Source organism: uncultured Nostoc sp. (assembly GCF_964247315.1).
GTDB lineage: Bacteria > Cyanobacteriota > Cyanobacteriia > Cyanobacteriales > Nostocaceae > Nostoc.
This window is the reverse complement of sequence record NZ_CAXTTT010000043.1, coordinates 30,929-54,476: the sequence shown is the minus strand read 5'-3', so window position 1 is coordinate 54,476 and position 23,548 is coordinate 30,929. Positions and strand designations below refer to the sequence as shown.

20 protein-coding genes and 4 tRNA genes are annotated in these 23,548 nt (G+C 41.9%); 10 read left to right on the top strand and 14 right to left on the bottom strand.

The window, feature by feature from the left end:
• Both ACFE93_RS14865 and ACFE93_RS14860 read right to left on the bottom strand, forming a co-directional pair.
• On the bottom strand, nt 1-1,991 hold a 1,991-nt coding region (locus ACFE93_RS14865), incomplete at its 3' end, for a phosphoenolpyruvate carboxylase (RefSeq protein ID WP_375474015.1).
• 84 nt (nt 1,992-2,075) lie between these two features.
• Nucleotides 2,076-2,330 carry a hypothetical protein gene (locus tag ACFE93_RS14860; RefSeq protein WP_375474014.1) on the bottom strand — a complete coding sequence of 85 codons (255 nt, stop codon included), beginning with the start codon at nt 2,328-2,330 and terminating at the stop codon, nt 2,076-2,078.
• A 509-nt stretch (nt 2,331-2,839) separates the two neighbouring features.
• Between ACFE93_RS14860 and ACFE93_RS14855 the strand changes: the two genes are divergently transcribed.
• The 3 genes from ACFE93_RS14855 to psbA all read left to right on the top strand — a co-directional run bounded on the left by ACFE93_RS14855 (nt 2,840) and on the right by psbA (nt 8,896).
• Complete coding sequence (locus ACFE93_RS14855; protein WP_375474013.1) at nt 2,840-5,854, top strand: DUF1574 family protein; 3,015 nt, start codon at nt 2,840-2,842, stop codon at nt 5,852-5,854.
• A gap of 108 nt (nt 5,855-5,962) precedes the next feature.
• Nucleotides 5,963-7,462: an MBOAT family O-acyltransferase gene (locus ACFE93_RS14850; protein ID WP_375474012.1), complete on the top strand. Its 1,500-nt coding sequence runs from the start codon at nt 5,963-5,965 to the stop codon at nt 7,460-7,462.
• A gap of 351 nt (nt 7,463-7,813) precedes the next feature.
• Nucleotides 7,814-8,896 carry a photosystem II q(b) protein gene (gene psbA, locus ACFE93_RS14845; protein ID WP_375474011.1) on the top strand — a complete coding sequence of 361 codons (1,083 nt, stop codon included), beginning with the start codon at nt 7,814-7,816 and terminating at the stop codon, nt 8,894-8,896.
• A gap of 416 nt (nt 8,897-9,312) precedes the next feature.
• On the opposite strand, the gene ACFE93_RS14840 is transcribed toward psbA, so the two are convergent.
• Both ACFE93_RS14840 and ACFE93_RS14835 read right to left on the bottom strand, forming a co-directional pair.
• A complete protein-coding gene (locus ACFE93_RS14840) occupies nt 9,313-9,531 on the bottom strand; it encodes a hypothetical protein (protein WP_375474010.1) in 219 nt (72 codons plus the stop codon).
• A gap of 217 nt (nt 9,532-9,748) precedes the next feature.
• Nucleotides 9,749-10,738: a helix-turn-helix transcriptional regulator gene (locus ACFE93_RS14835; RefSeq protein ID WP_375474009.1), complete on the bottom strand. Its 990-nt coding sequence runs from the start codon at nt 10,736-10,738 to the stop codon at nt 9,749-9,751.
• 367 nt (nt 10,739-11,105) lie between these two features.
• Here ACFE93_RS14835 and ACFE93_RS14830 point away from each other — a divergent pair, with 367 nt between their 5' ends.
• Nucleotides 11,106-11,282 (top strand): hypothetical protein, encoded by a 177-nt coding sequence (locus tag ACFE93_RS14830; protein ID WP_375474008.1) that lies wholly within the window; start codon nt 11,106-11,108, stop codon nt 11,280-11,282.
• 52 nt (nt 11,283-11,334) lie between these two features.
• On the opposite strand, the gene ACFE93_RS14825 is transcribed toward ACFE93_RS14830, so the two are convergent.
• From ACFE93_RS14825 to ACFE93_RS14815, 3 genes are all read right to left on the bottom strand, one after another.
• The gene (locus ACFE93_RS14825; protein WP_375474007.1) at nt 11,335-12,339 is read right to left on the bottom strand and encodes a transposase; all 1,005 of its coding nucleotides are present in this window, start codon (nt 12,337-12,339) and stop codon (nt 11,335-11,337) included.
• Nucleotides 12,340-12,360: 21 nt separating this feature from the next.
• On the bottom strand, nt 12,361-13,212 hold the full coding sequence (locus tag ACFE93_RS14820; protein ID WP_375474006.1) for a hypothetical protein: 852 nt from the start codon (nt 13,210-13,212) through the stop codon (nt 12,361-12,363).
• A gap of 140 nt (nt 13,213-13,352) precedes the next feature.
• Complete coding sequence (locus tag ACFE93_RS14815; protein WP_375474005.1) at nt 13,353-14,012, bottom strand: Npun_F0813 family protein; 660 nt, start codon at nt 14,010-14,012, stop codon at nt 13,353-13,355.
• 358 nt (nt 14,013-14,370) lie between these two features.
• On the opposite strand from ACFE93_RS14815, the gene ACFE93_RS14810 reads away from it, so the two are divergent.
• The 3 genes from ACFE93_RS14810 to ACFE93_RS14800 all read left to right on the top strand — a co-directional run bounded on the left by ACFE93_RS14810 (nt 14,371) and on the right by ACFE93_RS14800 (nt 15,805).
• Nucleotides 14,371-14,443 (top strand) — tRNA-Arg (locus tag ACFE93_RS14810).
• Between the two features lie 72 nt (nt 14,444-14,515).
• On the top strand, nt 14,516-15,136 hold the full coding sequence (locus ACFE93_RS14805; protein ID WP_375474004.1) for a group I intron-associated PD-(D/E)XK endonuclease: 621 nt from the start codon (nt 14,516-14,518) through the stop codon (nt 15,134-15,136).
• Nucleotides 15,137-15,226: 90 nt separating this feature from the next.
• Nucleotides 15,227-15,805 (top strand): hypothetical protein, encoded by a 579-nt coding sequence (locus tag ACFE93_RS14800; protein ID WP_375474003.1) that lies wholly within the window; start codon nt 15,227-15,229, stop codon nt 15,803-15,805.
• 237 nt (nt 15,806-16,042) lie between these two features.
• Here ACFE93_RS14800 and ACFE93_RS14795 read toward each other — a convergent pair.
• The 3 genes from ACFE93_RS14795 to nadA form a co-directional block, all read right to left on the bottom strand.
• Nucleotides 16,043-16,114 (bottom strand) — tRNA-Thr (locus ACFE93_RS14795).
• 87 nt (nt 16,115-16,201) lie between these two features.
• Nucleotides 16,202-16,287: transfer RNA gene (locus ACFE93_RS14790), tRNA-Tyr, on the bottom strand.
• Between the two features lie 124 nt (nt 16,288-16,411).
• On the bottom strand, nt 16,412-17,386 hold the full coding sequence (nadA, locus tag ACFE93_RS14785) for a quinolinate synthase NadA (RefSeq protein ID WP_375474002.1): 975 nt from the start codon (nt 17,384-17,386) through the stop codon (nt 16,412-16,414).
• 149 nt (nt 17,387-17,535) lie between these two features.
• Between nadA and ACFE93_RS14780 the strand changes: the two genes are divergently transcribed.
• Nucleotides 17,536-18,453, top strand: coding sequence for a TIGR04168 family protein (locus ACFE93_RS14780; protein ID WP_375474001.1), 918 nt, complete (start codon nt 17,536-17,538; stop codon nt 18,451-18,453).
• 131 nt (nt 18,454-18,584) lie between these two features.
• Nucleotides 18,585-18,669, top strand: a tRNA-Ser gene (locus ACFE93_RS14775).
• A 144-nt stretch (nt 18,670-18,813) separates the two neighbouring features.
• On the opposite strand, the gene ACFE93_RS14770 is transcribed toward ACFE93_RS14775, so the two are convergent.
• From ACFE93_RS14770 to ACFE93_RS14755, 4 genes are all read right to left on the bottom strand, one after another.
• Nucleotides 18,814-19,116: a hypothetical protein gene (locus tag ACFE93_RS14770; RefSeq protein ID WP_375474000.1), complete on the bottom strand. Its 303-nt coding sequence runs from the start codon at nt 19,114-19,116 to the stop codon at nt 18,814-18,816.
• Between the two features lie 191 nt (nt 19,117-19,307).
• The gene (locus ACFE93_RS14765) at nt 19,308-21,476 is read right to left on the bottom strand and encodes a hypothetical protein (RefSeq protein WP_375473999.1); all 2,169 of its coding nucleotides are present in this window, start codon (nt 21,474-21,476) and stop codon (nt 19,308-19,310) included.
• Complete coding sequence (locus ACFE93_RS14760; protein WP_375473998.1) at nt 21,452-21,667, bottom strand: hypothetical protein; 216 nt, start codon at nt 21,665-21,667, stop codon at nt 21,452-21,454. Before ACFE93_RS14760 ends, ACFE93_RS14765 begins: the two co-directional genes overlap by 25 nt.
• 51 nt (nt 21,668-21,718) lie before the next feature.
• Nucleotides 21,719-23,011, bottom strand: a complete 1,293-nt coding sequence (locus ACFE93_RS14755) for an ATP-binding protein (RefSeq protein WP_375473997.1) — start codon at nt 23,009-23,011, stop codon at nt 21,719-21,721.
• Between the two features lie 137 nt (nt 23,012-23,148).
• Between ACFE93_RS14755 and ACFE93_RS14750 the strand changes: the two genes are divergently transcribed.
• On the top strand, nt 23,149-23,418 hold the full coding sequence (locus ACFE93_RS14750; RefSeq protein WP_375473996.1) for a hypothetical protein: 270 nt from the start codon (nt 23,149-23,151) through the stop codon (nt 23,416-23,418).
• Nucleotides 23,419-23,548: the final 130 nt, after the last annotated feature.

Genomic DNA, 23,548 nt, shown 5'->3' with positions numbered 1-23,548 from the left:
TGCAAGTTGGGGGGGAGGGAGATGGAGGCAGGGGAGCAGGGGAGCAGGGGAGCAGGGGAGGCTGAATTTTCATCTGCACCTTCTGCTTTTGCCTGTTCGTAACCACCAGCTAACAAAGCGCGATATAACGGCAGTTCAAACAGTTTCCGCATGACGCTTCTGGAGCGTTGTAAATCTTCTACTGTCTCAAATAGGGGGACTACTTGAATAGTTCCGACGGCAATGGCGGGGTCAAAAAGTCTGGCTTCTTTGGCTAAAAGCAATACTTCCAGCACGTCGCTCACGTCGCGGCACATACTGATAATGTAAGTTTGGCAGATGTTAAGACCAAATTCTTGTTGCAGCGATCGCACGATGCGAAAGGTTTCAATGACATCGTTGGTTTTTTCCGAAAATGGCAATTCTGCCGGAATTAGTGGCCTGCGGGTTTGCAGTTCGCCTGTGAGCCAAGCAACTCTTTGCTCCTCGGATAGTTCGTTGTAAGGCTGGGGTAATATTTGCAGGTATTCGAGGATCTCGTTAAGCGCATCGGCGTGACGGGATGATTCTTGGCGGATATCTAACTGTGTCAAGTTAAAGCCAAAAATTTCTACCTGACAGATCAGATTTTCTAATTCTCGACAACTTAAACCTGTTTCTGTCAAGTTGCGCTGAATCATTCGCAGTTCTGCTAAAAAATCGGCTCCCGAACGATACAGGGGGCTATCTTGATTTGTTGGCGTTTCCCGATTGTACAAAGCTAGATTGCGATCGCGAGTATTTTCCAACCGTTTCAGCACGTAAGCCAGTTTTAGCCGATAGGGTTCTTGTCGATAACGCAGCGCCAGTGCGTCATATACCTCGCTGAACTGGGACTGATCCAATTCTAGAGATTCTAGTAAGTCTGGTAAAACATCACTCCAGTGCATCGACACACTCAACAATTCAATCAGATTTTTCACTGACTGAATATATCTTCCAAGCACCATTTTGCGCTGATAGCAAGCCGTTTTCCAGGTGATTTCGGGCGTGACTGATGGGTTCCCGTCTCTGTCTGAGCCTACCCAGGAGCCAAAAGAACAAAAGTTTTTACTCGGTGGTTCTAGCCAAGGAAAGGTATTGGATAGAGTGTGTTTGAAACGTTTATACAGTTGCGGAATACCATCAAATAAAACTTCTTGGAAATAGTGCAAGGCATAATCTACTTCATCTAGCACTGTGGGTTTGAACTGGTGAAGTTCGTCTGTACGCCACCACAGGCGAATCTCTTCGAGCAATTGTTCGCGGACATCTACTGCTTCCCAAGGATATGCTCCTGGCGTAGTCCCAGAATGGTTTTCCAAGGCATCCAGTTTTTGCAAAAGTTGTACTACTTGTCGCTGCTTATCTCGGATGGTATGACGAACAATTTCCGTCGGATGCGCTGTAAAAACTAAGCGCACATCCAGATGTGCAATTAGACGTTGAATTTGCTGGGGTGGTACATTCAATTTGAATAAATAGGGAAACAAGGCAGCAAAAGTACCTTTTGGTTTGACTTGCCGCTTTTCGAGATAATTCTTTTTGAGGAAGGCTGCTGCTATTCCCTTGCTAACAGGCGCATCATCTTCTCTTTGATTGGAAGAATAATTAACATTGGATGGTGTTTCTGGCTCTGTAGCCTCTGTTTCTGCCTCATACCGACTCAATTGCTGCCGTTGTTCGTATTCCTGCTCTATGATGTTAATCAGCTGAAAATACAGAGCGAAAGCACGAGCCGCGCGAATTGCTTCGTTGATATTTAGTTGTTCAATCAATTTGACGGCTGAAGATGCTTGGTCATTTGTTGCTTGTCCTTCTGGCGAACATAAATCGCGCAACTGACGCAACAGCTCTACCATATTTTGACCGCATTCTTGCCGGAGAACTGACTCCCACAATTCTTCCACTACCTGGAGACGATGACGCAAAAATAATTCCGACACCGGGTATATATCCGCAGTTTGAGACGAAGAGTATAAAAGGGAACCCATATTCTCTATTCTTGTAAAGCTAATTACTGTTTACGGTTCTAGGTTTTGCACTTAATGCTCACCGGGTTGTTCCTGAGCAAATAATTATTTGGTGTATATCTTCTCATCTTGATTGATTTCGTGTTCATCTGGGAAGTCTAGATTGGGTAGGCGATCGCCTCGAAATAATTCTTCACTGGCTTCTCCTACGACTGCTAGTGCTCTTACTGTAGCTTTTCCAGTCAGCAGGAGCAGTAATATAGACGCTGTACCTATTTGTAAAAGGAACGATTGGGGAATGGGAAATAAATCCAGATTGGATGCGGGTTTAGGTGAAGACTGTTGGTTGATAGGAGGCATTGCTAATTTTTGGTTATGGGAATTTATGAGTAGAGACGTGATTAATCCTTGTCTGTTAGGAGAGACGCGATTAATCACGTCTGTACAGGAGTTAGGAGTTAAGATGACTCCAACCAACGATCAAGGGATAGAGTTTAAATGAGATCAGCTTGTTGTCTGTTTTACCCATCAGGGGCGTTAGCACATTAGGAAAAGAGTCCGGTTTTAAAGGACAAGTTATCAGCCAGTCATATAGAATTATTCTGACTCCTGGTTACTGTACAAACGCGATTAATCTCCTCTCTCCTAACTCCTAACTTCTGATTTTTGACTCCCTATTAGTAAAATAAACGCAAAACTCAACATTAGTCAGACTTGCAACCTATACAAGACTATCTTGTCCGATTTTATGAGCTACGAAGGTAACAAAATTGTTAAAAAAAACCGTCAGAGTGTGATAAACCTATGGTTCTAGTTTACAAGTGCAGGCACTATCCCCCAACCATCGCTGACTGTAAAGTTAACTGAGCATGAAAACAGTAGTACCAGATCGCCAGCAATCCTTAGTGCAATGGGTAAGCCAAGCAACAGGGATCAACACTTTCGGAGTGAAAGTCCGGTTGCGGGGAAATGACCTTCATATTCTTTGTGAAGGTATAGAATGTCCGCAGCGTTGGCGTACTTTGTCTGATTTGCTGCAAGCACTACAGCAAACAAACTTAGATATCCTCACAAACAGCGACCAAACCTCAATATATCAAGTATTTGTCTATGGCCGCAGAAAAGGGGAACAGCGCCCCTCATGGTGCCATCGGGTTCACTTAAATCAAATAGATAAGCATCTCGATCAGGTGCAACAAGCGCTGCTAGCAGACTCAGAAAAATCAAAACAATCGGGTGGGGCGCTAATTGTCTCTAACGAAAGTTTGGCACGCCAAGGCAATCCAGAAGCGATCGCTCGATATCTGAGCGAAACTCTGAGTACGCTAGGTGTATCAGTACAGGCAAAGATTAAACTATATAAGCCAAAGAATTCTCAGCCAGAAGAAAATCGCCTGTGGATATTTTGCCAGTCAAGCTATAGCCCTGATGCATCGTTGCTTGCCGAACCAATAGCACAGAAGTTGCGCTATCTCAAGCTTTCCGGCTACCAAGATGCCGTAATTGTTTCTCAGGTAAACGGCGAAACTGCCCCAGATTGGCTGCTGCGGGTAGATTTAACACCACCAGAGGTGATGCTTAAAGAGTGGGCGCGTTGGGGGGATGTCCAAGCGATCGCTCGATTATTAGCTGAAGTACTATCAAAGTTAAAAGTTGGTGTCCAAGTTTCTTTAAAAGAATCAACGCTACATATATTTTGTATTCCAGCTTTCGATCCTTTAGGAACTGCTGCGATCCCAGACAAGGTAGTGTGCTTAGAGGCGATTTTACCGCAGCTAGAAGCGATCGCTCCTCAAGCCATTCTCGCCGCCACCGTATATGGACAAAAAGCAGGCGACAAGGAACCCACTTGGATTGATTGGCTGGCTTTACCCGCTGCCAAGTATCCAGCCTTTGCCATATCACCATTAGATTTGGCAAATACTGGCGATGAACCAGCAATTATATTTTTACTAGAGCGCTTACTCAATCCTGATTTGGATTGGCGACTATTGACCGGTGGAATTCGCGTACTCCTACTAAACAAAAATGGTTTATTGCACATTATGTGTGATGCACCTGTTTGTCCACAGCGGCAACAAGTAGTAAGTAAAATTACGCAGTTTATCCGCCAGTTAAAAATTTCTGGTATTATGGGAGTACGTATCTACGGTCGCCGTGCTGGGAATAAAGAACCTTTTTGGCATTATGGTGTCGATCTTGAACATCGCCAACGTTTAGTTCCAGAAGCAACCCCAGAATTTGCTGCTACTTCTATATACATTAACGATTTAGTAACATCTGAGACTAGTGAGCCAATTTTGCGCCCAGACTTAACGACAGAAGAAGTTCAAAATTTTGTAACAGAAGTAGCGCGAGATTGGATAGCAACGGCGAGTTCAACTGCGAGAAAATTCCTGTTGAAAAGCCAGCTATTTACCGAAAGCAAAGAGTCAGCGGAACATAACCATGATGTTCAAGGAATTAAAATTGCTTTGGTTTGGGGAACACTAGGATTATTACTCACCCTCCAAACTGATTGGATATTGGGTCGAATTATTGCACGTAATACGCCCAGTTCGCCAAAAGTCGCTAGTGCCACCCTCTCATCATCTTCCGAGCAAAAGGCATCTTTGACATCTGGAAAAAATCAGAGTCAGAAAACGACCTTTTTTAGCAGCACTTCCAAGACAAAATCTCCTCCAAATCAAAGTTCTGTATTTAACGCTTCGGAATTTACCCAGAGTGATGATACCCCGAACAATAATTTGGCAGCCGCACCACTGAAAGAAAAAGCAACCGCAACAGCTATTCTTTTAGCAGCGCGATCGCAGATGCCAAGTTTTAATGTCAGGCAGTTAGATGAGCAACTAGCACTGTATAAACAGCGTTTAGCTAGAACTGGTACTCCGCCAGATATATTGATTATTGGCTCCTCCCGCGCCCTCAGAGGAGTAGATCCCGCAGCACTTTCTAAAGCTTTAGCAACTCAAGGCTATCCAAATCTTGATGTGTTTAACTTTGGGATTAACGGTGCTACGGCACAAGTTGTAGACTTTGTGATTCGTCACGTCCTAGAACCATCAGAACTACCCAAAATAATTATCTGGGCAGATGGTGCGCGTGCTTTCAACGGGGGGCGCGAGGATATTACCTTTAAATCGCTTGCTGGATCAGTTGGTTATAAACAAGCATTTGAAAAAACACCAACAACGGCAAGTAGCAATGATTTGCCAGAAAATACGGTAAATTCAGGAGAAGAAAAAACAAACGAAGAAAAACAGGAGATTAGTACTTATGAAGCTGTCAATCAATCGTTAAATCAGGCTCTAGCATCTGTTTCTGCTAGCTATCAAAACCGCGACCAAATTAAAAGTTTACTTCAAAAACAATTGCTCATATTTGGTAATAATCAGACAGTTACATCACAAAAACAGTTGACAGATGGTACTTCAGATGAAAGTATTTCTCAGCAAGCAGTTGACTTTGATGGCTTTCTACCCTTATCTATTCGCTTTAATCCTGCTAGATACTATCAAAAACATTCTAGAGTTACCGGAAATTATGACAACGACTATAAATCTTTTCAAGTAGAAGGACAGCAAGATGCTGCTTTTCAAGAAGTGCTTCAGTTTACCCAGTCTCAGAAAATCTCCTTAGTGTTTGTGAATATGCCTCTAACAGGAGATTATTTAGATCCAGTGCGTAAACAATATGAGCAACAATTTCAGCAATATATGTTGCGTTTGGCTACTAATCCCAACTTTATTTATCGTGATTTGAGCCAACAGTGGATAAAAGTAAATGATTTCTTTTCCGATCCTAGCCACCTCAACCGCTTTGGTGCATACGAAGTCTCGAAAAAGCTAGCTAACGATCCGATGATTCCTTGGCCAGTGAAATAGGGAGTGGGAGTGTGGAATTGAGATGAAGAGGAAGGGGAAGAATAATTATTGATTAATGACCAATGCCCCATGTCCTATGCCCAATGACTAATGAATAATGATTAAAAAATGAACTTTATATCAATTTTATATGGGCTGTTCCTGTTGAGTGTGTTAGGAATTTACTGGTCTTTAGCACAACATAAATTACGATTGTGGACGCTGCTAATTGCTAGTTTGGTTTTCTATGCATCTTTGCACATTCAATACATACCATTACTATTAGCATTAACATTTATTAATTTCCGTATAGGGCTGGAAATTGGTAACAACACATCACCAGGAAAACATTCTCTTGACTGGCAGATTTCTAATGAAGAGTGGCAATTTGCTCAAGTTGATTGGAATCGTCGCCGTCTAAAGGTTTTGTGGGTGGGTATAATTCTAAATGTTTTACTGTTACTAGCTTTTAAGTATTTTACCCCTTTATTCAAGTTTGTTTTTCATGTACAAACAACCTCACCAGATAGCTCTTTTAAATTAATTGCACCCTTGGGAATTTCATTTTTCACCTTTGAATGTATTGCTTATTTAATAGATGTCTATCGCGGTGCTCCTGCTACTGATAATTTTCTCAAATTTACTACATACAAATTATTCTTCGCAAAACTGATTTCAGGGCCGATTACGCGCTACCACAACTTAGCAAATCAATTTAATACACTAGAATTGCCCAGTACCAATAGAGTAGGTGAAGCGCTGTGGTTGATTGCTAGGGGCGCAGTCAAAAAAGGTATTTTTGCAGACCACTTAGGAATTTTCGTCGATTTATGTTTTGGTAATTTGCAACGGGCGGGTAGTACGGATCTGTGGTTAGCTATATTCGCTTATGGCTTGCAGTTATATCTAGATTTCAACGGTTACGTAGACATTGCCCGTGGTAGCGCTATGCTTTTTGGCTTAGTTCTACCTGAAAATTTCGACTTTCCTTATTTCAGCACCAATATTTCCGAATTTTGGCGGCGTTGGCATATCACTCTAGGAGATTGGCTACGTAACTATGTCTACTTTCCTTTGGGTGGTTCCCGTCGGGGTTTAGTCCGCACCTGCTGGAATTTATTTATTGTGATGCTAATTGCTGGTATCTGGCACGGTGCTGCTTTGGGTTATGTTGTTTGGGGTATACTCCACGGATTAGCTTTGGTGGTTCATCGACTTACAGATTCTATAAGCGATCGCTTTGAAAATCTAGAACAATTCTGGCAAAATCCTCTGGGTATCTTTATTGCTTGGTTTTTGACCCAACTGATGGTTTTTACCTCTTGGATTTGGTTTCGTCTACCTAATCTCCAAGACTCTTCTTTGGTAATTCGGCATCTTTGGGGTTATCCGGCTGACGCCCAGTTTGCTGAAAAGGTCTATGTGGAAGCCTTAAATATGAGCCAATCCCAACTCTCTTTGGTACTTCTAGCTTTAGCTGCCCTTATGGCTATAGTCTATGCCTTCAATCGAATGCTGAAGTTAGAGTTTAACTGGCCCCTTAAGCTTGTCTTCGTCCCCCTATGTTTTTACGCTGTTTGGTTATTAGCTCCTGAAGGCAGTTTGCCCTACATCTACTTTGATTTTTAACTGAACCATCAGACAACATAGAACTTATTATCTCGTTACAAATCAGCAAGATTTCAAATGTTTCTTATCGGCTAATTATAAAGAAGTGTAAAGGTAGATAACTAGGCGATCGCCTCATTGAAAGTGATAGCTAGTTTGTTGGTGAAGTGGCTTAAAAAACCTCAATCCATTACTGTGTATCCCTATTCTTTATAGTAGGAAAACTTTACAGTTCGATGAGCTTGTTAAAGAATTCTGTTACAGAATATTAAGTCACAGATCGCGTCCAAGTAAATTCATGTAGACTATATTTCAACAGGCTAAATAAATCCGCTTGTTCCATATTTAACAACCCATAGCACTTATAAAACCATGACCACAACCTTACAACGGCGCTCTGGCGCTAGTGTATGGGATCGCTTCTGCGAGTGGATCACCAGCACTGACAACCGCATATACATCGGTTGGTTTGGTGTACTCATGATCCCAACCCTACTAGCTGCTACAACCTGCTTCGTAATCGCTTTCATCGCTGCTCCTCCTGTGGACATTGACGGTATTCGCGAACCAGTTGCAGGTTCTTTGATCTACGGAAACAACATCATCTCTGGTGCAGTTGTTCCTTCTTCAAATGCTATCGGTTTGCACTTCTACCCAATCTGGGAAGCAGCTTCCTTAGATGAGTGGTTGTACAATGGCGGCCCTTACCAGTTGGTAGTTTTCCACTTCTTGATCGGTTGCGCTGCCTACCTGGGTCGTCAGTGGGAACTTTCTTACCGCTTAGGTATGCGTCCTTGGATATGCGTAGCTTACAGCGCACCTTTGGCTTCTGCTACCGCAGTATTCTTGATCTACCCAATCGGTCAAGGTTCTTTCTCTGATGGTATGCCTTTGGGTATAAGCGGAACATTCAACTTCATGATTGTGTTCCAAGCAGAACATAACATCTTGATGCACCCCTTCCACATGTTAGGTGTGGCTGGTGTATTCGGGGGTTCATTGTTCTCAGCAATGCACGGTTCTCTAGTAACTTCTTCCTTGGTGCGTGAAACCACCGAAACCGAGTCCCTTAACTACGGTTACAAATTTGGTCAAGAAGAAGAAACCTACAACATCGTTGCAGCCCACGGCTACTTCGGTCGTTTAATCTTCCAATACGCTTCTTTCAACAACAGCCGTTCACTGCACTTCTTCTTAGCAGCATGGCCTGTCGTCGGTATCTGGTTCACCGCTTTGGGTATCAGTACGATGGCATTCAACTTGAACGGTTTCAACTTCAACCAGTCTGTGATTGACTCCCAAGGTCGTGTCATTAGCACCTGGGCAGACGTAATCAACCGCGCTAACTTGGGTATGGAAGTAATGCACGAGCGTAACGCTCACAACTTCCCCCTAGACTTAGCTGCTGGTGAAGTTACACCTGTAGCAATGACTGCTCCTGTTATCAACGGTTAATACTTCAGTATTAGCTAAATAAGAAGCGCCCTCCAGAAATGGGGGGTGCTTTTTAGTTGTAATTATCTTAAACCACCCTGGTTTGATTTTTACCCCCCTCAATACACAAAAGATTGGGGAAAGCTCCTTGTTCCCTCGCCAATACATCTCTTAGGGTTAGGGTAGGGTCAAAACTCCACAGAAATTGTGCCCTGTAAGGTAAATGGTGCTTGTGGGAAGATCAGAGGCCAATTGGTTTCGTAATACTTGACATTAAAGATGTTCTTGAAATTAAGTGCAGCTCACCAATTATCACGTTTAGAGGAGATGACAGCATCAGTTCTGACATAGGAAGGAAGGGTAATAATCGGGTCAAAGTAATCATTAACCCGATCGACCGCCCACAAAAAATATGCCTCCTCCAAACTCTAACCCTTTTAAACTCCTCTTTTGAATTGTTCCCGCTTCGGGTTGCCGTAGGCATCGCCTTGGGGTAGGATAGCACCCGACTGCTGATGGAATTGAAACCCGGAGATTTTACCCTGGAAGACGATCAGGCTCCCAGTTAAGCCAACAAAAATGGCAATCAATCCGATCGCAAAACCCAGGATGCGATGCAGAATAAAGGTCAGATGACGGAGCTTTTTCGCGGACATAGTAGAGACTCCTTGAGCAGAGACAACAGCAGATTAAGCCGCAGAAATCAAGGTGATTAAAACCGCGCTTTGACTCCACACCCAGTCATATTTCTCAATAGAGATGATTAATTGAGAATCATTTTTAGATAACTCCATTTACGAGAATACGGGAAATTGAGCGATCGCATATATACTGAAACCGGATTTTTTTATCGGAATCGGGATCTATTTTTTGCTACAAGCCTTTTTGCTGACGATACTGACTAGGAGTGATGCCAAATTGCCGCTTAAACAGATACCCAAAATGACTTATGCTCTCGTACCCTACTTGATTAGCAATTTCTGCAATCGTTAAATTAGTGTTGATGAGTAACTGCTTTGCTTGCTCTAACCGCAAGAATTGCACATATCCCAACACCGTAGTCCCCAATACTTCTCGAAATCCCCGCTTGAGCTTAAAGTCATTAAGTCCAATTTCACTGGCTAGGTCTAGTAGAGAAGATGGATGCGGCAGCCTTTGATTTAAAATGGCATGATGTAAACGTTCAATTTCATCGGGACAGAAAAATAGCGATCGCTGCAATACCTGATGATTTTCCCCCCACTGGGCAATCTGAAGTACCAGTAGTTCCAACATTTTTGCCTCTAAATACATTAGTCTGAGTGTTTCTCGGAACGGACACTGCAATATTTGTCTCAGCAGCAGTTGCATTATCGGCGTCGTCACTCCTAACGGCTGATGGAACCGCTCCTTTATCGGATTTTCTTTCAACTGTTCGAGCAAAGCAGGCAACTGATCAAAGCTGCTTTGGAAACTAGAAAGTAAATCAGCATTCCAATAAATTTTGATATTTTGAGTGTGCTGGTTCCCATTAAAATGCTCAAACTCCCGAACATCAGGCAAGCAAAACAAGTAGTTGTAACCTGCGACTTCTTCATAATCGTCACTGACTCCTAGTACATTTGGTGTAACTGTTCTTACAGCACCAGATAGAAAAAATTTAGATGTCAGTTCAGGCGAATTATCGTGTTTTTCTTCAGCAATCACTGCCTGAGAAAACTCATTGTCAGAGATTGATAGCCCAAGGTTATGGCGAAGTATAGTCCAGCGATGGCTGCTTTGACCAAACCAAGTAGATAATTGTGATTTTCCCTCATAGTTCTTAAACTGTAGATCCTTGCAAAATTCCCCAAAGTCCTCTGTTCCAGTTAGACGAATGGTCATGGAAATACTCTCAACTGCTTATTGAGAATGTCTCTATTAGCAAGGAAAGCGATGTCTACGACAAGCCGCTAAGAGCGTCTACGCCACAGTTTCATAACTCCACACACCTAATCGTATTTTTCAAAACAAAGCTGATTACTTCGCGTGATCACAACGATGCACGTCACTAAACCCACAACACCAACAATCTGTAAACCCAGATCAATGATTTTCTCTTCAAGCCGGACTAATAACGTTGTCATTCAAAATAAAATGGCTAATGAGAAGCTCATAAACGACTGCGATCGCAGCAGGTACAAAATATAGCTAAGTTATGGAAGCTTAACCCAGAGAGATTCTACCTGCTATCTGGTAAGCCTTGGGATTAATGCCAAATTTACGTCGGAAAGCAGCACAAAAAGCTGTGGGGCTGGCAAATAACCCACTCTGGCTGCAACCCCTGCAACAGTCATTTTTTCTGCTAACAGTAGCCTTTGTGCTTGCTCCATTTGGTAATCATGGAAGTATCCAAAGATGGTATTACCAAATATGGATGCAAAGATGAAACAGCCCTGTTTTTAATTACTGAATCGATGCTCTACTCTAACTGCTAACTCCTAAACCGTAGACAACGAATAGACCTGACCATCGATCAGCAGTCGCGTGATGCCCTTAGCTTGTAGATGAGTACGAGCCTTATGGAGCATTTTACTATCTGGAACTTTAATCACGCGATCGCGTTTAGTAGAAAAACGCTTGGCGACGCGATGATTATCAAACACCGGCAGAGTTCTTTGCTGGGTTTCCAGGCTGGGAATTTGTCCCAAGTCACCAAAGTCCTTCAAAGGTCGCGTAATTAATTCTGAGGAACGGTCAATTACCAAATAGCAAGTTTTGGGCAAATTGGCTACCGACAGTGGTAAAACTTCAACTGATGTTTCACCTGGTCTTCTTCTTGTAACTAAAGGTCTTTGCTCATCTAGGTCATCATCATCAAAGTCTTCTTCCTCAAAGTCATCATCTTCTAAATCATCATCTTCTAAATCATCCAAATCCTCGGATTCGTCGAGCAAATCTTCGCCCAGCATGTGCGCGATGACAGCCGCTCCTGGATGTTCATTCTTTAGCGGTGGGATGGGAATGCTGACTATTTCCGGCGGCTTTGGATCTGGAGTTTCTAACTTCTCTGTGACTCGGAGTTTGGGTTTCTCCGTCGCCGAGGGGCGTTGCCGCACTCGTCTACTAGCAGCAATTGACTCCGCCGTTTCCTCTGAGTAAAGTTCCTGCTCTACACGAATTATCTTACGTGGTAGTGGCTCAACCTTTGGCACTTCCAAGGGTTGGCTTTCGCTGGGTGGAACTTCTATCTCCGGCTCTGGTTCTGGTTGACTCAGCAGGGGTAACTGCTCGTAGCTTACCTGTGCCCTTCCCTCAGGAGTTCTCGCAGCCCGCTTTAAAGAGACTAAGTATTCATACTCATCCTCTGGCAAAGTGCTTTTTAGCAGGCGACTAATTGTCGAGTTACTCACACCATAGCGGTCTGCCAAAGTTGAGGTTGTTTCGGCAGTCTCTCGATATAACTTAAGAATTTCTTGCTTGTCAGAGTCTGTTAATTTTCTCACGGTAGATACCAAAAATCCTTACTAAGCTCGTTTCCGTCCGCTGGTACGCCGCGTTCGTCTTAGTGATGCGTCATATTCTAAGACAGCGCCCATGCCAAATAACACTCCACTAAACACCCAAAACACCTCTAATATCTCCCCACTTTGATAATTGGGGCCTTGGGCGTATTTAAACCACATATCTGCAATGTAGAGCGAAAAGGCCGCCGCTGCAATCATTCGCCAAGACTGGGAAACTCTTCCCCCCCAAAATGCTAGTAGTAGAGTGGTAGCAATAATTAACAAAACCACATCGCTAACTACGTAAAACCAATTTAAAATAGCGACTAGCAGTTCTGAGGGTGTTTCCTGTTGCATAGAAATCCACCATGCCAACAAACTACCGAACACTGCAATTGCTAACACAATTAGCCACTGCCATTTTTCCAGATTGATTCGCCTGGAAGCCACAGCTAAAATCATGCCTGCGCCAAGTAATAGATAAGTCACTACAAAAAATATATCGCCCACAGATACATCCGGTTCATCTTTTAAAACTATTTCGGTATAGCCGAAAATTATCCCCCCAACGAAATAAGAAAGCATACCTAACCCAATTAAGAGCCAAACATTTCGCCCACTGACGATTTGTGGACTCAGCCAGTTCCTCAAGCATAAGATACTGGCACCCAAATAAGCTAAAGCTTCAAAAATATTTGTGCCAATCACATACCACTCAGCTCGACTTTCTATGCCATCGGCTCCGGGAACTTTGGCACTAAACAACAAAAAGTATAGCAGTGCTAGTACGGCCCAGCCAATATTAGCTAAGACAATGTTCTGAGTGGTAAAAATTGATTTAGAAAGGAACGAATTCTCGTAAGAGTTATTCATAGGACTTGACTATGTAGATGCACTCTGGCAGTATTTTAAGTTAAAAGACTGTATATCTTGCAGTATGTATGTCAGGTAATACACAATCGGACACCAAGAGCAAGTGCCAGTGGCAGGAATTTTGTGAAAAAATTTCCATGCTACTGCCATAGTTTACCCAGTGGCGATTGATTTAGCCAAGTGATAAACAGCGATCGCTCGGCTTCTGGCATATCTTCTAGCTTATAAATTACTTGTTTGGTAAAATTAGCGTTGCCAAAATAAGCTTTTCCTAATCGATGCAGTTCTTGTAACAAGATAACTACATGATTTTCTTGCCAATCAGGTATTTTGGCTGTCGGCAAAGGATTAGTAGATACCAAATATTTAACTGCTTCTGGGGAGGATGCTTGGGGAAATTGCTTCTGCTTTAACACTTCCGCAATATCTTTTTCAAATAAGGCAGCTTGCCTAGCACCTAAAAACTCTTCAATATCGATAGAAACACCTTGCAACAGCAAAATACTGGCTTGGATTAAAATCGCCGTTTTGCCATGACCACCTGTGTCACTATCTAGCTGCTCTAAACGGATTTTACCCCAAACACTAAAGCGTTCCGGTTCCTCCAGCAAAACACAGGCTTTACCTCGGTTATCCGTTAATTCTCTCCATAAGCCTCTAGCTTCTTCTTCTTGACTAGCTTTGAATACGCTAATCAAGCGAAAAGTCTGCCCTTGATAACTAAGGATCGGCACCTGCTGATCCTTTTTTGGGTGCTGAATGCTTGATATTTCAACATCCTGCCGTTTGAGAATAAACATGGCACTAGCAAATAACTCCTCACAGGGGCACTCTTAATAATGGAATATATAATGGCATTTGGCAGCATTGCCAAGGCTGAAATTACCTAGCATACTGTGGAAATGAGCCTAGCGATCGCCAGATCCTTCCCGAAGGTAGGCGCCCAGAGGACGGTGGCGCTAACGGGCAAATAACCCCTTGACAACACAATATATCTAAACCAATACTCCATCTGTTTCGTTTTTAGTGTAAATTTACTAGCTAGCGACTAGCATCTTAGCCTTGCTAGTGGGAAATCTGCAATTTTCGATTGCTTCTTGGTAGGTGAAGACGATATAATAGTGTAGGTGACTCCATAGGGAGCCATTATTTTGTTTTGGGCGCGTAGCTCAGTGGATAGAGCCACGGATTTCTAATCCGTTGGTCGCAGGTTCGAACCCTGCCGCGCCCGTTTTAACTTAATACGAACCCTAAAGAAGCCTTTTCATGGTAATTTACTAAATAGGCTTGAGAGTTCATATAAATGCACCACACAAAAGATAAGGGTGATCTAGCAGCTGCTAAAGTGATAGTAGATTTAGTCGAGAAAGAATATTCGGTTTTTGTACCAGTAGTAACTGAACATGCACCCTTTGATTTGATTGCCTACAAAGATCGCAAATGTTACAGAATTCAAGCTAAATACAGTTGTGATGGCACATTAAAAAATAAAAGCAATTGGGCAGACAAGAATGGTTGTCATGAGAAAAAGTACAAATCTGATGACTTTGATTTCTATAGTCTTTATTTGCCAGATATAAACAAAGTAGTATATCCATCAATCAAGTTTGGTGGTTGCGGTATCAGGGCAACGCCACCTAAATCACCCAATCCTTTTTATTGGTGGGAGGATTTTACAGATTTAACTGAAGTAGCACTTAAGCGAACCTACAAGGAGTTTGGCGTTGATTTAACAACTAGAAAGGTTAACCCAGACTCTAGAATTCACACTAGAAAAGTTGAAAGGCCATCAAAAGAAGAACTAGAAAAATTAGTTTGGGAAAAGCCAACAGCACAAATTGGCAGAGATTTTGGCGTATCTGATAAAGCTGTAGAAAAGTGGTGTAAGGCTTATGGGATAGAAAAGCCACCTAGAGGGTATTGAGTAAAGAAAGCTTATGGAAAAGTAGAAGGACAGTTAACAATCTATGACGAAGATTGAAACTTATTGAGTCTGCTCAAAAAAACTAAATAAATGAAAACTTTTTTATATACATCAGATATTCCATCTAATCGGAGTGAGGTTTTAGACTCCCTTAAGGGACTTGCGATACTTAATTTGACTAGATATAGTTGGGAGCCACCTGATAGGGCGGTTCTGGAATACGGCATTGAAGCAAAAGAAGTTTTTTCACTGACAGCCGGCTGTCTTATCATGAGCTTTGACTCAGGGCTAGTTATTGGATATGGAAGTCAACCATCAAAAAACTCAGTTACTATCTGGGTTGAGAAAAACGAGGCTGCTGAAACAAGTGAAGAACTAGCTGAAGAAGATAACGAGCTTTATCCAGTAGATGCAACAGATGCAGTATACAGTAATAACTTTTGGGCTAGGTTTGTAGGGCAACGTATATCAAATATAACTATTTTAAAAAGAAGCTACAGCAGCGCACTATACGCAGATATTGCAAATGAAATTGGATTACTGTTTGAGGTAGAAGATGGGAGTAGATTTATCGCTTCTCACGGATTACATGACGATTCGGATGACTTTTCGGTAATTCAGGAATCACAGATTGATAATGAAATTCGTAATCAGATCCAAGGACTTTAGAGGAGAGAGTGAAAAAAGGGCGTTGCTGAATATTAGGATAAATGTCTCTGTGGCTTATACTGAGCCTACAAAATCATAGCCAAATCATAGCCAAAAAAACAAGCTGGATATCCCAAATTCTGATCTGATAGTCAAAATAGTCACAAATACAAGTAAGATAATTAGCTTTTCAACATCTGAATTCTTTCAAAAGCCTGAAGCCCTTACTTTTACGTTGATTATTTTATCAATCTAAAAAGCCCGTGACGAGGATTGAACTCGTGACCTCACCCTTACCAAGGGTGTGCTCTACCACTGAGCCACACGGGCGAAATAAAACTTTGATTTTTTGGTTGTAAGTTACAATGCTGGGAGCTTTGCTCTTTACCCAGTCATTATAACTTATAACTTCGCAAGTGGTGGGCCGGGCTGGATTTGAACCAGCGTAGGCGCTAGCCAACGGATTTACAGTCCGTCTCCATTAACCACTCGGACACCGACCCAATTTGTCTCACGATTCAAAATATTAGCATCATCTTTAATAAATTGCAAGTGGTTAGAAAAAATAACTTGTGGATAGAGACGCAAGAAAACTGCGTCTCTACCATACGTATAAACCTATACTAGCTACACGCTCATCTCCAGCATTCGCTGCATTGGTCGCAGTGCAGCAAGGCGAATATTTTCTGACATGGTGATTTCAGGAGTGCGATTTTTCATGGCCCAGTAAAGCTTTTCTAGGGTATTTAACCGCATAAATGGACATTCGTTGCAAGCGCAGTTATTCATCGGTGGAGCAGGAATAAAATGCTTGTCAGGAGCTAGTTTTTGCATTTGGTGGATGATTCCAGGCTCCGTAGCAACAATAAATTCTCTAGCAGGGCTGTTTTGACAATGTTTGAGTAAGGCGGCTGTGGAGCCAATAAAGCTGGCGTGGCGCAATACACTACTTTCACATTCTGGGTGTGCGATCGCCTCTGCTTTTGGGTAAGCAATTTTTAACTGGACAATTTTCTTTTCCGAAAAGGTTTCATGGACAACACAGCTACCTTGCCATAGCACCAAATCTCGCCCAGTCTGTTCCATCACATAGCGCCCTAAATTCCGATCTGGAGCAAAAATAATCGGCTGTTCCTTTGGTATCTGCTGGACAATTTTCACAGCGTTGGAGCTAGTGCAAATAATATCGCTCATCGCCTTGATATCAGCAGAGCAGTTGATGTAAGATACCACTAGATGATCTGGATGCGCTGCTTTAAAAGCTGCGAATTCGTCTGGTGGACAACTGTCTGCTAAAGAACAACCAGCATCCAAATCTGGTAAAAGTACTAATTTATCGGGATTAAGTATCTTTGCTGTTTCTGCCATGAAGTGAACACCAGCAAAGACGATCGCATCCGCATTGGTTTTTTCGGCGGCTCTTGCCAGTTGTAATGAATCCCCAATAAAGTCGGCAATATCCTGAATATCTGGCTCTTGATAATAATGTGCCAGGATAACTGCGTTGAGTTCTTTTTTGAGACTCTCAATCGCCGCAAACAAATCTAGTGGTAGTTCACCCAGTTGGGTGTTTTCTCGTTGAGCTAATGCAGTGGTAAACACAGTTTAGGGGTGCTTTATGTTGCAAATTTATGTCCTGTGGATTCAATTATAGTAGTTTTTACCAAAAATAGTGGACGGTTGATATTTTAGGGTTGTGTCCAAATCGGGCTGAGTTTCATATCCTGGAGATAGACGGCAAGGAAAGTGGCATGACCAGTCAGAAAACTCAATCGATAAACCTCAAAATTGCTGTAATTGGAGATGTTCACGACCAATGGGAAGTGGAAGATGGTATTGCACTCAAACATTTGGGTGTTAACTTAGCGCTGTTTGTGGGGGATTTTGGCAATGAATCGGTGGAAGTGGTCAGAGCGATCGCCTCTCTCGATATTCCCAAAGCAGCTGTGATGGGCAACCACGATGCCTGGTACACCGCCACCGAATGGGGACGTAAAAAAGCTCCTTATGACCGCTCTAAGGAAGACTGGGTACAGGAACAACTCGATTTATTAGGCGCGGCCCATGTCGGTTACGGTAAGCTAGATTTTCCCGCTTGGAATTTAACTGTAGTGGGGGGTCGTCCCTTTACCTGGGGTGGTCCAGAGTGGAAATTCGCGGAAATCTGTAAAGAACGTTACGGTGTGACAAGTCTGGAAGAATCTGCCGATCGCATCTTCAAAGCTGTTAAAAGCGCCGCTTACGAGACAATTATATTTTTGGGTCACAATGGGCCGAGTGGGTTAGGCGATCGCCCCGAAGACCCCTGCGGCAAAGACTGGCATCCAATTGGTGGCGACTTTGGCGATCCAGATTTTGGCGAGGCGATTTCTCTTGCCTTGACTGCTGGTAAAACCATTCCTCTGGTGACATTTGGTCACATGCACCATACTCTAAGACATACTAAGGTGCTGCGGAAATCTATCTTTAGAAGTCCAGAGGGAATAATTTACTTGAATGCGGCAAGTGTGCCACGGATTGTGGAAAATGACAGCGATAAATTGCGTAATTTTTCCATTGTCTCCCTAGAGGCGGGTGTGGTTTCGCAAGTTTCCCTAGTTTGGGTGGGGAGTGACTTCCAGGTGGCTTCAGAGGAAATTTTGTATGAGCGATCGCGTATTGTGTCGTAGACATTCGCATCCAGTAGTGCAATCTGCGTAGATGATAGGGTATAGTATTATCTGTCAGCCTTAGTGCTAACCAACAAAAGCGCCTGAATAGCGTCTGAATGTAGGGTAAGCACAAGTTTGACAGATTTATTGGAGAGGTGGCAGAGTGGTCGATTGCGTCCGACTTGAAATCGGATGAGGCTAAAACCTCCGGGAGTTCGAATCTCCCCCTCTCCGTTGAGGAATTAATATCTGCTATTTGCTGGTAAAAATCACAGGCAAAATATTAATTCTGAATTGAAGTAAAGAATCAGTGATTCTTTACTTCAATTAGAGTAATAAATACTGTCATCTTACTCAAACTTGATACTGGCGATCGCTTTAAGCCGTCAATCTAGTAGGTTCTTGTTGGAGAAGATTAATTACTTCTTCACTCCACTTAATTTGATTACCACTCCAATTACCCTGAGTATTGGTAACTAGATAAACTCGACCGTATTTTTGACCTTTTTCAGTAAGTAGCCACTTTGACTTACCGTTTCGGGTCTTTAGGTGCTTTTGCAAACCCAACTCTTCTAAAAGCTGGTTTATTTGTCGATTGGAAATTCTACTTTTTAGTAACTCACTTAACCGCAACGCAATTTCTGTCGGTGTGAGATCGACATTTGAAATATTTTCTGTCATAATTGTCATTACGAAAAATAAATTAATTCAGAGCCAGACACCCAAAAACGCAATTAATGGGGCTGGCTTTTTCATTGGCAAAGTGCATCAAACCAAATACCCATTGAGAGTAATCTAAACTATTGCTACACTAAAGCAATTTTTGCAGTTTTTATTGTAGGTGTCAAGTAACTTACATAGTTTTTTTTGCATCAGCGTCCAGCCAAATGCTTTTTCAAGTCAGTAATCAGATTTCTGATTTTCTCCTCTACCTCATCACTCAACTTATCACGGGCAAATCTTGCGGCTTCATCGGCATAGAGTGTAACATCAGGCACAAGGATAGGAAAACCATCTTCTCTTTCTCCCTCATCAAATCCTGTTTGCGTATGTCCGCGATCTAATTGCCAATGTCCTGCTGCTAACCATGACAGCATCTTATCTAGTGTCTTTTGATAAGCATTTAAGTTTTGCTTCTCTAAATTGATAGCAACTTCGAGACGAGGAATTAAAAAGTGTGCACTTCCTCCAGAATCACTATTAACTATGATTTCATAAGCAGAAGTTGGGGCAGTATAACACATTAAAACACCTACTTTATCACAGATATAGATAAATGATTTATAGTCATCCTCATCTAGAATATTATCTTCGTAATTAGCTTCTTTTCTAGCAATACGTTGAGCGATGAATTTTTGCCAATCATCTATTTTATTTTCATCTAAAAGTCTAGTAGTCTCATCTTCTGAGATGACTATTGGCAATGTATTATCTATAAAAGCAATATCTGAGAAACGCCTGATAACTCGACAAGTAAGAAAGTGTTTCTGTTGACTGAATTCACTTAACTGCTTTGCCAGACCTAAAAATAAAATATGAGCTACGGCTGTATCAGCAAAAGGAACTTTATATACATCATCTGCGTTAATAACCACTTTGTCTTGAGTTTTAACCTCTTTATTATGTAAATACCAAAATACTAAAGGTGCTAACCATGAAAGTTCTGGATTTTTGACAGCAGAACCATAAATAATCTCACCCATAGGACTTAATAAAGTATTATGAATAACTTGTGCAAATTCCTCTATTTGATTGCGTACAATATCACCATACAAGCCATCAGCTTCGTAAAAGTTAATTCTATGTACAACAGGAAATACACGACCATCTCGAAAAATGAGGGTAGGTTTTGGGTTAATATCTAATTCTGGTGCAGCACCCATAGGTCGCCATTTAGTAGTTCTGGTAGCAACACAAAAGTCTTGATGATATTGACGCAGTTCTAGGGCTGCTGTTTGCGCTCGTTTAAAGCTGTCAGCACCAAGTGTACGCATAAGGCTTGGAGATAGCACTAAACCCTTGGCGGCAGCACTATAATCTTCATAGTCCTCCAGTCCATCAGGAGAAATATCAAAATCTAAATATTCTTTTTGTATAGGGTTACTATCTTCAACTACCATTGCAGCAGCAGAAGTAGTAACTATGACAGGATCGGCAGGAATAAAGCTACCTGGTGTGTGATTCAGAAAAATTTTTGCGATGGAAGCATCTGTACCAACTGCTGCTTTATGTTGGTTAACTGGAGGGGTTGTTTCTTCGATCAACCGATTACCTATAATTCGCTCTTTTAATCTCTCCCGCGCTTTCTTTGTATTAAATTGAGCGCGTCTTCCATCCCGAAAAAAGTTTTTTGCTTGTCCAGGTAAATCTAAAATTCCTGGTATTTCCTCTAATGAACGGTCAAGCCGCCAGAATCTTTGTAAATAGCTTCTTGCCCATGTTAATCTTTCATCAAGTCTTCTAGCTAAATTCTTAGCCTCTACTATTTCTCCTTGATTCCATTTGCGTTCAATTTCTTCTCCTAACTGGTTAAGATCATTAACTATCCAATTTGCCATGTTGACAACAAGATCCACAGGGTTTTGTGCTGCTAATTCCGATGCGTTATCAATAATGACTTTGGCATAAGTATCTGCTAGTAAATTATTAGCAGCAATTCTTTCTAAAACTGTAAATCCTCGTTTTTGACGTTCTAGTTCTTGTGGATTTATCTCCTCTTGTTCAATTTCTGTTCTAGTTACAAAGCGAGATTTACTGCTATCTACATCTGGTATATCCTGAAAAGGGTTTACATATTGAGATAAAGTTGTAAGGTTAAAGTAAGCATAGGGTGGTTTACCTCTTCCTTTACCTTGACGCTTACGCTTTATCAGTTTTTCTTCCTTTAGTAGTTGGTTGAGAAGATTTCGTACACCTCTAGGAGAAATATCGCTATTTTCTGCTTGCAAATGCTGGATTATTTCATCAACCTCTAACCCTTCTGATTGTTTTAGCAATAAATCTAAAATTTTCTTCGTTAAAATTTCTTCTGCTGCCGCCATATTTTCACTTCCTCTGCAATATTGGGTGTTGGCGCACCTTCACGAGTTTCACGTTTGCGAATACGTATCTGTGCTGGGTGACGTATGATATCCATACTTGATGACATGATGGCTGTACCTTTTGGCAATTTGGGAATACGAGAAATCATTTCATCAGAAATACCTCCCAAAGTGCCTGATACTAATTTCATGTCATCTGGATCTAGGGCAAAAACTAGACGAGTATTGCAAGTTAACAATACTTACTTATCCATAGATGCAGGACTTTGAGTAATTAATGTAACTCCAATTGCATCATGTCGAGCAGTACGAATCATCTCTCGGATGACTTGAGTTGATGCTGTTGTCTGTCCTCCTGCTGGTAAGAAAAAATGCGCTTCATCCAGTACAAAGACAAAAGGTGGAATGCGATCGCGCTTTCTCAATGCTTGCAATAGTCTGACTGATGCCCCAACTATCAAATTTCGTTGCTGTTGGCTCAAATGCCCAACAAAAACATTATTTATTGGTTGTTGAGCAAATTCCTCTAGCCAAGACTCTGTTTTGCTTGTCAACAGTGGATTACGCTTGAATACCGTTGATACTTTACGTGCGGCTCTCCCTCCCACTGCTGCTTGTCCAAATTCAGTAGCAACCCCTTGGATTTTCTCTAATAATTCTTCAATTTGGATATTTACTTTGCCACTTTTTTCTAAACTTTGAAGTGCTTCAGTAAATACGGAATCATAAGCCATAGATACCAATTCTGATTGATCAGATGTGAGATTAGGAACAAACCCAAGAAACTCACTAAGTCCAATTACTGAGTAAGGAACACGAAAATTTACCCCCGCTCGAAAATTTAGACCTCCCAAATCTTCAGTAGCATGAATTACATCTCCCAAAACATCGAAAGCAATAACAGGTATGCCATGCCTAACTAACTCTTCTATCAAAACGCCTGTAGCATAACTTTTACCTACACCTGTTTTTCCTACAACTGCCAAGTGTCGAGCTATCGCTTCCATTGGCAAAATAAAATTAGCACTCTTACCACCTGATTCTATTTCACCTAAGTAACAACCATCTTCTTGCGTGTCAGGAGTGTTAAGCAGTTGCGGTATTCTGTCAGCTGGTATTTCATATACTCCCTGACCGGTTTGTGCTAATAGACTGGGTTCTTTAATAGTGATCTGATGATTACTATCAAGATGTATTTCACCCAAAACCTCAATAGTCATCACACGGGTAACATGTGGAGAGCGATCGCCTGGTCTAGTTTTATCTGAACCTACCTGATATGCCTGATTCTGTTGCAGTGTTGATGGGTTAGCACGAGGGTTATCCTCTGTTCCCTCGATAATACGTCCGTAATGAACTATCTCATCTTTATCTCGTTCGATAACTACGTAAGTTCCCAAAGCTGGCATACGCCCTTCACGTACATGAAAAGGTACTTCGTCAAACGTTGGTGAACCTAAAAATGGAGAGGAAGAGGTTGTTCCTAACCGAACATGATCAGTCAAGGAAAGGGCTTGTTTAATATTAATGCTCATATTTAAACCAAAAATATTTCAATAAATAATTAGTGTAGCATTTTATTGAAATATTTAATAGCGATCGCCCCGTTATCTCTCCCCACTACTGCCATCATGCTACCATTACCAATAAATTCTTATTGGGAGGTTAATCAATGACTACTCTTCATACCCTAAACATAGCTGATGAGTTATACGAACAACTGCAAGAGTTAGCTAAAGCTGAAAATAGCTCAGTTGATGCTCAAGTTATTACAATATTGCAGAAGGCTTTGCAGAAGACAAAAACACAGTTAACTGAGGACGAAAGACGAAAAAATGTTCCAAAACTCTTAGAGGAAATTCGCCTTCGCCGTGAGAGTCGCCAGACTGATGTGGAATGGCCTGATAGTACTGCGTTAATCCGAGAAGACCGAGACAGATGACTATCCCTCTTAAATGTGTTGTAAGACGCGAGTGTAGCTATTAAGCAATTTATACCAGACGATCCACTAACTCCGAAAGTTAATCAACTATTTGCTCATCTCGCCAATCCCCAAACTGCGATCTTTGTCC